Genomic DNA, 12,509 nt, shown 5'->3' with positions numbered 1-12,509 from the left:
TTCTACTCGCTCACGGCGATCGGCCGGTGCTCGTAGTAGGTCTGCAACACGACGGTGGTTCGCGTACTGACGTTGGCGATCAGGCGCACCTCGCCGACCAATTGCTCCAGTGCACGCGGCGACGCCACCCGCACGAACAGCATGTAGCTCGCGTTGCCCGCGATCGAATGGCACGCTTCGATCTCGGCGATGGGCTCCAGCAGTTCGGGTGCGTTGTCCGGCTGGGCAGGGTCCAGAGGCGTGATCTCGATGAATGCCGCCAGCGGTTTGCCCAGCGCCTCCGGGTCGAGAATCGGCCGGTAGCCAGTGATGACGCCACGGGATTCGAGCCTGCGCAGGCGTGACTGCACGGCGGAACTCGAAAGTCCGACGGCCTCCGAGAGCTGCGCCAGCGTGGCCCGCGCATCATGCGAGATCTCGGTGATGATCCGACGGTCGACAGCATCTTCCATAAGTGGAAGAATATCGGTGAAACATGTCTTTCACCGTAAACATTCCGTCTATCTCGCGATCGGAGGTCCCGATGTCTACAACTCCCGCCCAGCTCAACGCCATCATCGGCGAACCCGAGGTCGTCGAGGATGCCCGCGCCGCCGACACTTCTGCGGCTTGGCTGCAGCTGAAGGATGCCGCAATCGCGCTTCGCGAACTGCAGGTGAAGGACGGATCTGTTCCGGTTTCTCAGGAGGCCGCCCACGCGCACGTCGGGGCGATCACCTCCGGCATCCGGGCGCTGGCACCTGCATTCCCGCACGATGCGGATTACCTTGCCGCATCCCTCTCCGACTTCGAGCGGTGGGCAGCCGAGGGATTCGGCGTGCCTGACTTCCTCGACTCGCTCGTGGCGTTCCAGCCGCAGCAGCACCGCGTCGACGGCATCCGCCACCTCGTCATCTTCCCGATGTACACGCAGAACGGGTCGCCGGATCGCCTAGTGGAGGCGCTGATCGTCGAGACCATCTGGCCCGAGTTCATCGCCGAACTCGAGGCCGGCGACTACGGCAACAAGCTGTTCGTCTCGTTGCGGCTGATCGATTTCACCCCCGGCTACGACACGAACTCGGCCGTGCTGTTCCCCGAGACCGTTGCGATGCGGGAGATTCCCACCTTCACTTGGGGCGCGATCTTCCAAGACCGCGAGGCTGCGCGTTACCGGCGTGTGGTGCGCGCGGCATCCGAGATCACCAAGCTCGACCTGCCTGAGGACGCGGCGCGGATGCTGGATGACCAGGATCTCGCTGAGAAGACCTTCGTGATGTGGGACCTCATTCACGACCGCACGCACATGCGCGGCGACCTGCCGTTCGACCCGTTCATGATCAAGCAGCGGATGCCGTACTTCCTGTACTCGTTGGAAGAGCTGCGCTGCGACCTGACCGCGTTTCGGGAGTCGGTGGCGATTCAGAAGCGACTCTCCTCGAGAGATGACTTGTCATCGGTCGAGCAGCAGATGCGCGAGCACGCTTCTCTCGTGCAGTATGCCGTGATCTTCGACCGAATCTTCCGCTTCGCGATCACGGGTTCGCGCGTGCGCAACTACGACGGGCTCGGCGGACAGTTGTTATTCGCGTGGCTGCATCAGCGTGGCGTGCTGCACTGGACCGACACGCAACTCACCTTCGACTGGCCCGGGGTACCGGATGCCGTGATCGCGCTCGGCGATGCGATCGACGAGTTGTACTGGCGTTCGATCGACAGGCCGAAGTCCGCGCACTGGCTGGCGGCGTACGAGCTGGTTCGTTCGACATTGACTCCGCATCCGGCATCCGTCTGGGCTCGCGGGCTGCCTGACGAAGTGCTCTCCGGGCTGCCTCGGGGGTACACGGATGCCGTGCTGGACGACGAGTTCCCGCTGTCGATGTTCTTCGAAGCCCTGGAGAAGAAGATGCGGCCTGTGATCGAGTCGACGGCGGGGATCCGTGGGTCTGATGGCTGAATACGGCGTACGGCTTCTTCGGAGAAGTGCAGCATCCACGGACGTTTCGCCTCAATTCGTCCGAACTACGCGTACATCTCCGAGGTTCGCGCTCGGTGGTGAGCGGTGACTGCGGCAGGTCGCGCGGTTCTGCTCGCCGGCGCGACGAGCACGGCCGGCCTTGCGGTGACCAGGGCTCTGGTCTCAGCCGGCGCCCGAGTCATCGCGACCGGGCGTTCGGACGAACGGCTGGCACCACTTCGGGATGCCGGCGCTGAGGTCGAGGTCTCCGATGCGACGTCACTTACCTCAATGACCGAGCTTGCCGCGCGCCTCGGACCGATCGACGGCGTCATCCCCCTCGTCGGCGGGTGGCGCGGCGGCGGGGGCCTTGCGGGGCAGACCGATGAGGACTTCGAGGCGCTGCTCCCCGCGCTCCAGGCCGTGCGGGCGACGAGTCGCGCATTCGACGAGGCGCTGCGGGTGTCCTCGGCCGGGCGCTTCGCGATCGTGTCATCCACAGCGGTCGCGCGGCCTCTGGCAGGGGGAGCGAACTACGCCGCGGTGAAGGCCGCGAGCGAGGCGTGGACCAGGGCTGTCGCCCAGGGATTCGCGAAGGCCGCTCGGGATGCCGGCGAGGCGCTGCGCGCGGCATCCGTCGTGTTCCGAGCCAAAGCACTCGACCCCGAAACGCTTGCGCCGGCAATCGTCGGGCTGTGGGACGCCGACGCCGCCGAGCTCAACGACCTGGTGATCGATCTGGGCTGAGGCACCCGACGTGCGGCCACGCGGGCGTCGGCGGCACACGTGTTGCGGGTGTCGGAGTTACGGGCGTCGGAGGGTGTTACGGATGTCGGATGAAATCGGCTAATTCCTCCGACATTCGCAACAGGCTCCGACGGATGTCGCAGTCCAAGCCTGTGGGCGGGGCTCACTGACGCGGCTCGGGAATTACCGGCGGGATGCCGCGCACGGGCGGCCCCGCATCGGCGATGCCGCCCTCGGCACCTTCCCCCGCAGCATCCTCATCGATGACCTGCGGCGGGGCCTCCTCGTAGAGCAGCGTGAGCTTGCGATACGAGCGGGTGAGAAACGCAAGCAGGGCGGCGACGACCATGATGAGACCTGCGAAGAGGCAGATGAGGGCGATGCCGCGTGCTTCGCCCTCGCCGAGGAGCCAGCCCCACTGCGCCTGGCCTGCGGGCGTCTTCATATACGGGATGATGAGGAACTCCGCGATCGGAGCAATTAGGAACGCGGTGATCGGAGCGGCTGCCGCTTCCATGGCCGCGGCAACGCCGAACACTCGACCCTGTCGCTTGAACGGAACCACCTTCTGGATCACGGTCTGCTCGGCGGCCTCGACCGGCGGCACCAGCGCCATGTACAGCCAGATGCCGACGACATACAGCGGCCACCACTCGCGCAGCATGAAGACGGCGCCGAGCAGACCCATGGCAATGACGACGAGCAGCATCGTGCGCACAGGCCGCTTCCCCAACCCGAACTTCGCCACCAGCGCGCCGCCGATGAGGAAGCCGGTCGAGGCGAATGCCAGCGCGAAGCCCCATTCCTGCGCGGAGAACAGGGTGAGCCCGTACGGGTCCATCAGCGCCATGTATACGCCGCCGATGAAGTTGTTGAACATCGAGAAGATGATCAGGGCGAACAAGCCCGGCGCGAGCCGGATCGCCTGCACGCTACCCCGGAAGTCCAAGGCACTGGAGGCGTTCGGATCGGGCTGCGGCTTGCCCTCGGGAATTCGGATGAACAGCAGATGCACGAACGTGATCGCCATCGCAACGATCGCGATCACGAGCGTCCACCCCATACCGAGGAATCCGATCGAGAGGCCGGAGAAGACACTCGTCACCAGGAATGCGATGCCCTGCACCGTGCCCACGAGCCCGTTCGCGTTCACCCGCCTCTCCTCGACCACGAGCAGAGTCACCGTCGTCGACAGGGCGATGTTGCGCAGCTGCTCGATCACGCCACCGAACAGGATGATCCCCGAGAACAGCCAGAACCAGGGCCCGCCGAGGTCAAGCAGAGCGCTCTCGGGCTGCCAGAGATAAAGCATGCCTGCGAGGAGGAAGGCGATCGCCGAGATGACGCTGGAGAGCACCATCACGGTGTGCTTGCGATTGCGGTCGACGATCGTGCCGAAGACCATCGCGAAGAACGCGACGAACAGCATGTAGGCGCCGCCGATGATGCCTGTCGCCAGCACCGACTGCGTCTCGATGTACACCCAGAAGGTCAGCGCGAACCATAGGAAGCTCGTCGTCACGTTGGCGATGAGGGTGTTCACAAGCACGTTGATGAACGCGCGCTTCGCGCCGGGGCTCCCGGGGCTCGCGTGCTGGACACTCTCGCGGACCCCCGCAGAATCTGCAGTCTCGCTCACGAGAAAAGCGTAGCGAGGACGACCGACATCCGACATAGGCTTATGCGGTGAGCACACTGCATGACCCCGCGATCCGGGGATTCGCGTCGGACAACTACTCCGGCATCCACCCCGAGATCCTCGCGGCGATCGCCGCGGCGAACGACGGCCACCAGGTCGCCTATGGCGAGGACGTCTACAGCGAGCGCCTGCAAGAGGTCTTCCGCAGCCACCTCGGCGACGGCATCCAGGCCTTCCCGGTGTTCAACGGCACCGGCGCGAACGTCGTCGGCTTGCAGTCGATGCTTCCCCGCTGGGGCGCTGTGATCACGGCATCCACCGCGCACATCAATGTCGACGAGGGCGGAGCACCAGAGCGCATCGGCGGGATGAAGCTGCTCACTGTTCCCACCGACAACGGCAAGCTCACCCCTGAACTTGTGGATCGCGAGGCCTGGGGCTGGGGTGATGAGCACCGCGCACAGCCGCTGGTCGTCTCGATCACCCAGTCGACCGAGCTCGGCACGCTTTACACGACCGATGAGATCCGGGCGCTCGCCGATCATGCCCACAGCCACGGTATGCACCTGCACATGGACGGCGCACGCATCGCCAACGCCGCCGCCGCCCTCGACCTTCCGCTTCGCGCCTTCACCCGCGACGCCGGCGTCGACGTGCTCAGCTTCGGCGGCACCAAGAACGGCGCGATGCTGGGTGAGGCGATCGTGGTGCTGAACGCCGAGGCATCCACCGGGCTCATCTATGGCCGCAAGTACAACATGCAGCTGTCCTCGAAGATGCGCTTCGTGTCGGCGCAGCTCATCGCACTGCTCGAAGGCGACCTGTGGCTGCGCAACGCCCGACACTCGAACTCGATGGCCGCCAGGTTGCGGGCTGGCGTCGAAGCCGGAATCGCCGAAGGATCGATCCGGGGTGTCCAGTTCACGCAGGAGACCCAGGTGAACGGCGTCTTCGCGACGCTTCCGGATGGCGTCGCCGACCGCCTGCGCGAATCATTCCGCTTCTACGACTGGGATGCCGCGAAGAACGAGGTGCGCTGGATGTGCAGCTTTGACACCCAGGAAGCGGATGTTGATGCCTTCATCGCGGAGATCGCTCGGCTGACAGCCGTCTGAGGTATGAGAGAGGTGCACACCCGCTCGGGTATGCACCTCTCTCAGTTCTCCGGTCGACTCCCGCAGGTCAGGCGACGGGTGCCCCCACGTCGACCCACCGCTCATGTTCGAGCGCCCGCGGGTTGAGCACGCGCGGTGGCAGTCCCCCGCGCGAGACCGCGATGAGCGCCTCATTCGCACGCGACACTACGGCCTGGGTGTAGTCCGCCGTCCAGCACAGTGCGTGCGGCGACAGCGTGACGTTGTCCAGAAACAACAGCGGGTCATCCGGAGCTGGCGGTTCCTGCTCGAACACGTCGAGGCCTGCAGCGCGGATGGTTCCGTCGATGAGCGCCGCGGTGAGGGCCTTCTGGTCGACCAACCCTCCTCGTCCGACGTTGACGAGCGCGGCGGTCGACTTCATCTGCGAGAGCTCTGCTGCCCCGATCATGCCGCGCGTGGAGGGAGTCAGCGAGGCGCACAACACAACGACGTCCGCCGTTGTGAGCGCGGCGGCGAGCGGCAGCATGAGTACGCCGAGCGCGTCAGCCTCCGGGCTGCTCCCCCGCCGGTTCACGCCGACGACCCGGTGCCCGATGGCCAGCAGCATCCGGGCGGCCTCCGCGCCGACGCTGCCAAAACCGACGATCGCGACGGTCGCATTGTCGGTGTCGATCCCGCGCCAGCGGCCGCGATCCTCCCAGCGGTCCTCCACCGTGATCCGGTGCTTCTGCACCAAATTGTGGGTCACAGCAAGCACGAGGGTGACAGCTGCCAAGGCAAGCGGCCGTCGGATCGCATCCGGCGTATTCGTGACGATCACACCAGCGTCGCTGCACGCGTCCAAGTCGATGGTGTCGTATCCCGCGCCGAAGCGGGCGATGTGTTTCAGGCGCGGCGCTGCCGCCAGCACCTTCGCGTCAAACGTCCGGTGACCAAGCGCATAGACAGCGTCGAGATCTGCAAGATCATTGTCGTCGTGCGGGTGCGCGTCGATCACCTCCCAGGCGATTCCGGCGGCCTCGAGCTCATCGAGCCCGAGATCTCCGTGGATGCTGGATCCGTCCGGCTCGATCGCCTCGTTCGTTATTCCGATTCGATAAGTCACAGTCACGCCACCTTCTCCGTCGCCATGGGTGTGCGAACGAGCACCGTGTAGGCCACTGCGGCGAGTGCCGCAATGATGCCACCGATGATGAACGACGGGGCGTAAGAGCCGGTCGCATCAGCGATGATGCCGGTCAGCAGCGGCGCGAACGCACCGCCGAAATAGCCGCCGAAGTTCTGGATGGCGCCGACCGACGCCACCTGCGACGAGTTGACGATGTCACCGGGCATTGCCCAAGCAGCAGCCTGCATCGTCGCGACGAACCCGAGAGCGACGGTCATCACGATCATGGCCAGTGCGAGATCTGCAACCAGCGGGATGAGGCAGATCAGAATGCCAGCGACGATCGCCGCGACAGACATGACGCGGCGCTTCGCGGTGAGCGGGTCGACACCGGAGGACTTCGTGTACTTCGTCATCACCCAGCCGCCGGTGATACCGAGGATGGCCGCACCGAGGTACGGAATCGCCGCGAGCCATCCCGAACCGGCGATGCTCACGCCCCGCTCCTCCTGCAGGTACAGCGGAAGGAAAACAATGAAAATGTTCCAGATCCAGATGACACAGAAGAAGCCGGCCATCATTCCCCAGATCTGACGGTGCGCGAACAGCTTCAGCCACGGCACCTTGGCGGATCCGGTGTCCTGCTTCTCAGCCTCGGACTTGATGTGCTCCAGCTCCTCGTCGGAGATAGCCGGGTGCAATTCGGGGCGACGATAGAAGATGAAGAAAGCGACGGCGAGCACGATACCGAGCAGGCCGAGGAAGACGAAGATCGCCTGCCAGCCGAAGGTGATCATGATGCCGGTGAGGATGGGCGGTGCGATGGCCGGGCCCCACTTCGATCCGGAGTCCCAGATTGCAGTCGCCTGGCCGCGCTCGGAACGGGGGAACCAGTCAGCGGTGAGGCGAGCGCTAGCCGGGCCGTTCGGCGCCTCGGTGACGCCTAGCAAGAAGCGGAACGTCACAAAGTGCCACAGCGTCGATCCCACCGACATCAGTGCGGTTGCGATCGACCAACCCGCAATGGCGAGGAAGTACATCTTGCGCGCGCCGAGCTTGTCGACGAGCCAGCCAGCGGGCAGCTGCGCAAACGCGTACGTCCAGCTGAAGACAGTGCCCAACAGACCGATATCGGTGCGCGTCAGCCCAAGCTCTTCGATCAAGACGGGAGCCGCGATGGAGATCGCACTGCGATCCATGTAGTTGACGATGCCGGCCACGAGCGCCCAGGCCAGGATCCACCAGCGCAGGTTCTTGATGGTACGCCGCCCCACGGATTCTCGGTTCTTAGTCGCGGTCTCTGTTCCAGCCTGATTCATGACACTCCTTCGTGTTCATCGTTAATCTGCGCGGGCGCTGGCGCGCCGCGAAGGGTCTTCACACCGCCCCGTCCCGAGGTGGCACGGGGTCTAGATACAACGGGGCCTGGATATGTGGCGTCTGTCTCGCAGGAGGGGGCGCCGGTGTCACGCGGGAAGCCGGGTCCGGCTGAGCACCGACCAACCCGACGACGTGGCACGCGCACCCCCCGATGCGCGTCCCACGTCAGCTCAATGGCCCGGGACCGCGGTGGCCGCGTCCTCGTCCAGCAGCACGTCGGCCTTGGCGCTGAAGAAGCGCGTGGCCCACATCATGATGGCTGCGAGAAAGGCGAAGACGCCGAGCGAGACGACGCCCCACGCACCGCTCTCGGTTGGCACCGACTCGTTGATGCCGGTGCGCATGATCGGCGCGACGAAGCCGCCGAGGTTGCCCAGCGAGTTGATCAGGCCGATACCGGCTGCGGCAGCGGCTCCGGTGAGGAACGAGGTCGGGAACGACCAGGTGATCGGCCCAACCGACAGGAAAGCCGCGACCGCAATCGTGATCGCCAGGATGCCGAGCAGAGCCTGTCCGTTCGCACCGGCCCACGCCGAGAGGAGGATCGCGACGCCGGTCAAGAGGAAGAACAGCGCACCCCAGACGCGACGACGCCGGATACTGGTCGCGTGCTTGCCCACGTAGTAGCAGGCGAACAGGCCAACCGCCCACGGGATCGCCGACACCAGACCGACCTGCCAACCGACGTCCTGACCGATGAGGCCAGCCACCTGCTGCGGCAGGTAGAAGGTCGTGCCGTAGACCGCGATCTGCAGGCAGAAGTAGATGATCGTGAAGTACCAGACCTTCCAGTTCACCAGCGCTGCGCCGATGCCCCGTGGTCCGTCAGACTCCTTCACTGAGTTCTCATGCTCCATGATCTGCCGCAACGCGGTCTTCTCGTCATCGTTCAAGAACTTCGCCTTCTGCGGCGAGTCGACGAGGAAGAAGAACGCGGCGATACCCGCGACGACAGCCATCATGCCCTCGACAAAGAACATCACCTGCCACCCAGCCCACGGCGTGACCTGCTCGCCGAAGCTGATGAGCCCGCCGGACAGCGGGGCGCCAAGCATCTGCGAGAAGGGCTGCGCGAGGTAGAACAGCGCGAACATCTGCACGCGGCGCTTGTTCGGGAACCACTGCGACAGGAACATGATCACACCGGGGAAGAGCCCGGCCTCGGTCACGCCGAGCAGGAACCGCAGCACGATGAACATCGTCTCGCCGTTCACGAACGCGAACATCGAGGCCACAATTCCCCAGGTGACCGCGATCCGCGCGAGCCAGAACCGTGCGCCGAATCTGACCAGCAGCAGGTTCGAGGGGATTTCGAAGATCGCGTAGCCGATGAAGAAGATACCGGCCCCGAGCGCATACGCCCCCGCCGTGATCCCCCGATCGATTTCGAGCGCCTGCTCAGCGAAACCGACATTTGTGCGGTCGAGGAAGGCGACGAAGTACAAGATGATGAGCATCGGCATCAGGCGGTAGGTCGCCTTCTTGATGCCGCTGGCCAGGTGCGGACTAGTAAGCAGCGTCCGCGTGGTCGGGCCGGGTGATGAATCTGACACGGTTACTCTCCTTTGAGTGGTGAGGTTTGCACGAGGAAGCGGGCTCAGCTGCCCAGAGCCGGGATGATCATGACGAGGCCAATGACCACGCAGATCACACCGATCACAAGGAAGGCGATGCGCCCTTTGGACCAGGACTGGGACACGGGATATCTCTCCTTCAGCGCAGGTGGAATCAGAGCAGGTGGGATCAGTGCATGTAGAGGCCACCGTCGACGTTCAGGGTCTGACCCGTCACGAATCCGGCATCCTCGCTGATCAAATAGGCGACGGCGGCGGCGATGTCCGTCGGCGTCCCGATGCGGGGCAGAACCCCGTCTGCGGCCATGGCAGTCTTGCGCTCATCGGACAGAGTGCCGCCCATGATGTCGGTATCGATCGGTCCTGGCGAGATCACGTTCGCGGTGACACCGAGCGGGCCGAGCTCGCGGGCGAGAGATCGCATGAGTCCGATGACGCCGGCCTTCGAGGCGGAGTACGGCGTCTTTGAGAACGTGCCGCCACCACGCTGAGCGGAGACCGACGAGATCCCGACCACACGCCCGATACCGTTGCCTGCCAGGATATGCGCGACCCGCTGGGTCACCCAGTGCACACCGTCGAGGTTGATCGACTGCACACGGCGCCACTCCTCCGGTGTGACCTCGAGGTACGGCACGGGCGAGGAGACACCTGCGAAGTTCACCAGCGCGACCACCTGCGGAAGAGCATTCTCCAGGGCGTCCACCGCAGCAATAGCCTGGTCGCGGTCCGCGACGTTTGCGCCGACACCGACGGCGCGAACACCGTGTGCCTCTGCGACCTCGGCAGCGGTGCGTGCGGCGGCTTCGCCGTCGACGTCGATGATGCCGATGTTCCACCCGCGTTCGGCGAGGTAGAAGGCGGTCGTGCGGCCGATGCCGCGGGGGCTCGCCGCTCCGGTGAGGATCGCGGTGCGCTCAGCGGGGAAATCTGATGCCATGATCTGCTCCGTTCAGCTCTGGGCGGGGTGGATGGGTGCGGGGCCGAGCTCGTCCATCAGCTTCTTGACGGCGACGTAGGCCTTGTTCCGGTACGCGATCAGTTCGGCCGTGCGATCGGCCGGCACGTCGAGGTAGCCTGCGCCGGACTTGGTGCCGAACTTGCCGGCGTCGACGAGCGCCTTCAGCGACGCCGGGGTCGCGAAACGCTCGGGGAACTCTGTCTGCAACGAGGCGTAGCAGAACGAGTACACGTCGAGCCCTGCCATGTCGGCGATGGCAAACGGTCCGAACACCGGAAGGCGGAAACCGAAGGTGGTGCGGACGATCGTGTCGATGTCCTCAGGCGTCGCGACGCCCTCTTCTACGAGCTGAGTCGCCTCGTGGAAGAGCGCGTACTGCAGGCGGTTCAGCACGAAGCCGGTCGCATCCTTGACGCGCGCGGTCTCCTTGCCGGTGGCCGCGACAATCTGCTCGACCACGGGAAGGATCGCCGCATCCGTTGTCGCGTGCGGGATCAGCTCGACGCCAGGAATGAACGGCGCGGGGTTGGAGAAGTGCACACCGAGGAAGCGTTCGGGATTCACCACGGCCTCGGCCAGCTTCTCGATCAGGATCGTCGAGGTGTTACTGCCGATGATCGCGTCGGGGGCAGCCGCCTCCGAGATGCGACGCAGCGTTGCGTGCTTGATCTCGATCTTCTCGGGGACGGCCTCCTCGATAAAGGATGCCCCGTCGACGGCATCCTCGATCGTCGTCGCGGTGACCCGCTCTGCGATGATCGAGGCGGCGTCGGCAGGGAAGAGGTCGTCGGCCGCGAACTGCTCGGCCTCGGCAATGAGGCGGTCACGGTTGCTGCGGGCGATTTCGATGTCGACGTCGGCGATGCGTACGTCGGCACCGGACAGAGCGAGCACCTGGGCGATACCGCCGCCCATGTAGCCACTGCCGATCACCGCGTAGACGGGGCGTTCCTGCTGAGTCATGTCTTCGTCTCCTTGAGAATTTCGATCAGGTGTGAAGGTCGATCAGGCGCCCGCAGGCTCCGGGAGGAGCGTGCGGAGGTAGTCGCGGTTCGTGGCGCAGACGCCGAGACTGTCGCCGCCATACTGCTCCATGAGGAATGGTCCGTTGAACCCGAGTTCAACGGCGCGGGCGACCATGTCGCGGTAGTTGATGAGTCCGAGCTCGAGGCTGGTGGGGACCGAGGTCGCCCAACTGCCGTCGGCGGACTCGTCGCGAATGTAGTTCTTCACATGCCAGTAGTTCGCGTACGGCAGCGTCTTCTCGTGCATCTCGCGCCAGTTCTCGATGGGCCGGTGGAGGCGGATGAGGTTGGCGATGTCGGGGTTGAGGCCGACATTGTCCAGCCCGATCTCCTCGATCAGGCGCACAGCACTGTCGGCGGTGCCGAGGTAGGTGTCCTCGTACATCTCCAGCGACATCGGGAGGCCGACGGATGCCGCGTGCTCACCGAGTTCGCGGAGGCGACGGACCGCCAGCGCGCGCGTCTCAGCGTCGTCCGGGTCGACCGGTCCCTGCGCGGTCCAGAACCACAGCGCCTTGCGCTGAGCCTCGGTGAACGGCTGGTGCAGCCCGGTCGAGAACACCTGCATGCCGAGTTCGGCTGCGGCGTCGATGGCACGGTGCGCGTATGCGAGGTTCTCTTCGCCCTTACCAGGTTCGATCACGCTCTGACGCTGGACGTGCACGGAGATCAGCTTCACGCCGTGGTCGGCGGCGATCGAGGCGAGCTCCTGACGGCGGGCCGGTTCGAGCTCGGAGGGGCGAATGTGGCTGTCTGCGATCTCGATGGCCGTGAAGCCGAGCCGCTCGACCTGGCGGAAGAGACCATCCCAGGTCTCTGAGGACGCGTCATGCAGACGCGTTCCATCCGGGGCGACAGGCGAGAACCCGTGCATGCAGACGGCGATGGGCCAGCTCTCGCTGGTGAGGGGGTGCGACGTTGCGGTCATGACGACTCCGTTGACGTGAGGGACCCGACTATTCTCGAGTCTTCATAGATCCTATAGGAAATAGTGCGAAGGTCAAGCGTCGGCCGTGATGACGGCTCCCGGCGCTATCGTGCC

At 65.1% G+C, this 12,509-nt stretch carries 11 protein-coding genes; 3 read left to right on the top strand and 8 right to left on the bottom strand.

Annotated elements, in window-relative coordinates:
• Window positions 1–2 precede the first annotated feature (2 nt).
• Window positions 3–452 carry an Lrp/AsnC family transcriptional regulator gene (locus tag AC1C2O_RS16230; RefSeq protein ID WP_495431477.1) on the bottom strand — a complete coding sequence of 150 codons (450 nt, stop codon included), beginning with the start codon at window positions 450–452 and terminating at the stop codon, window positions 3–5.
• 71 nt (window positions 453–523) lie between these two features.
• Between AC1C2O_RS16230 and AC1C2O_RS16225 the strand changes: the two genes are divergently transcribed.
• Together AC1C2O_RS16225 and AC1C2O_RS16220 are read left to right on the top strand one after the other, a co-directional pair.
• The gene (locus tag AC1C2O_RS16225; RefSeq protein WP_495431476.1) at window positions 524–1,936 is read left to right on the top strand and encodes a DUF6421 family protein; all 1,413 of its coding nucleotides are present in this window, start codon (window positions 524–526) and stop codon (window positions 1,934–1,936) included.
• A 105-nt stretch (window positions 1,937–2,041) separates the two neighbouring features.
• Window positions 2,042–2,683 carry an SDR family oxidoreductase gene (locus tag AC1C2O_RS16220; protein WP_495431475.1) on the top strand — a complete coding sequence of 214 codons (642 nt, stop codon included), beginning with the start codon at window positions 2,042–2,044 and terminating at the stop codon, window positions 2,681–2,683.
• Between the two features lie 163 nt (window positions 2,684–2,846).
• Here AC1C2O_RS16220 and AC1C2O_RS16215 read toward each other — a convergent pair whose 3' ends face one another.
• Entirely contained in the window at window positions 2,847–4,322 is a 1,476-nt protein-coding gene (locus AC1C2O_RS16215) for an MFS transporter (RefSeq protein WP_495431474.1), read from the bottom strand.
• Window positions 4,323–4,369: 47 nt separating this feature from the next.
• Between AC1C2O_RS16215 and AC1C2O_RS16210 the strand changes: the two genes are divergently transcribed.
• A complete protein-coding gene (locus tag AC1C2O_RS16210) occupies window positions 4,370–5,437 on the top strand; it encodes a threonine aldolase family protein (RefSeq protein ID WP_495431473.1) in 1,068 nt (355 codons plus the stop codon).
• Between the two features lie 67 nt (window positions 5,438–5,504).
• Here the strand turns inward: AC1C2O_RS16210 and AC1C2O_RS16205 are convergent, their stop codons facing one another.
• From AC1C2O_RS16205 to AC1C2O_RS16180, 6 genes are all read right to left on the bottom strand, one after another.
• Window positions 5,505–6,530 carry a 2-hydroxyacid dehydrogenase gene (locus AC1C2O_RS16205; protein ID WP_495431472.1) on the bottom strand — a complete coding sequence of 342 codons (1,026 nt, stop codon included), beginning with the start codon at window positions 6,528–6,530 and terminating at the stop codon, window positions 5,505–5,507.
• Window positions 6,527–7,846 (bottom strand): MFS transporter, encoded by a 1,320-nt coding sequence (locus AC1C2O_RS16200; protein WP_495431471.1) that lies wholly within the window; start codon window positions 7,844–7,846, stop codon window positions 6,527–6,529. The genes AC1C2O_RS16205 and AC1C2O_RS16200 overlap by 4 nt, the downstream gene beginning before the upstream one ends.
• A gap of 231 nt (window positions 7,847–8,077) precedes the next feature.
• Window positions 8,078–9,460: an MFS transporter gene (locus AC1C2O_RS16195; RefSeq protein WP_495431470.1), complete on the bottom strand. Its 1,383-nt coding sequence runs from the start codon at window positions 9,458–9,460 to the stop codon at window positions 8,078–8,080.
• Between the two features lie 190 nt (window positions 9,461–9,650).
• Window positions 9,651–10,421, bottom strand: coding sequence for an SDR family NAD(P)-dependent oxidoreductase (locus tag AC1C2O_RS16190; RefSeq protein WP_495431469.1), 771 nt, complete (start codon window positions 10,419–10,421; stop codon window positions 9,651–9,653).
• Between the two features lie 12 nt (window positions 10,422–10,433).
• Window positions 10,434–11,405: a 3-hydroxyacyl-CoA dehydrogenase family protein gene (locus AC1C2O_RS16185; RefSeq protein WP_495431467.1), complete on the bottom strand. Its 972-nt coding sequence runs from the start codon at window positions 11,403–11,405 to the stop codon at window positions 10,434–10,436.
• Window positions 11,406–11,447: 42 nt separating this feature from the next.
• Window positions 11,448–12,395, bottom strand: a complete 948-nt coding sequence (locus AC1C2O_RS16180) for a sugar phosphate isomerase/epimerase family protein (RefSeq protein WP_495431466.1) — start codon at window positions 12,393–12,395, stop codon at window positions 11,448–11,450.
• Window positions 12,396–12,509: the final 114 nt, after the last annotated feature.

Source organism: Microbacterium sp. Y355, from assembly GCF_059445345.1.
Note: the sequence above shows the minus strand (reverse complement) of the source record. Positions and strands in the feature narration are given on the sequence as shown.

What these genes read in the sequence shown, in the direction of transcription:
- AC1C2O_RS16230 (WP_495431477.1), bottom strand. Translation starts at nt 452, where the DNA reads ATGGAAGATGCTGTCGACCGTCGGATCATCACCGAGATCTCGCATGAT.
- AC1C2O_RS16185 (WP_495431467.1), bottom strand. Translation starts at nt 11,405, where the DNA reads ATGACTCAGCAGGAACGCCCCGTCTACGCGGTGATCGGCAGTGGCTAC.
- AC1C2O_RS16190 (WP_495431469.1), bottom strand. Translation starts at nt 10,421, where the DNA reads ATGGCATCAGATTTCCCCGCTGAGCGCACCGCGATCCTCACCGGAGCG.
- AC1C2O_RS16225 (WP_495431476.1), top strand. Translation starts at nt 524, where the DNA reads ATGTCTACAACTCCCGCCCAGCTCAACGCCATCATCGGCGAACCCGAG.
- AC1C2O_RS16180 (WP_495431466.1), bottom strand. Translation starts at nt 12,395, where the DNA reads ATGACCGCAACGTCGCACCCCCTCACCAGCGAGAGCTGGCCCATCGCC.
- AC1C2O_RS16200 (WP_495431471.1), bottom strand. Translation starts at nt 7,846, where the DNA reads ATGAATCAGGCTGGAACAGAGACCGCGACTAAGAACCGAGAATCCGTG.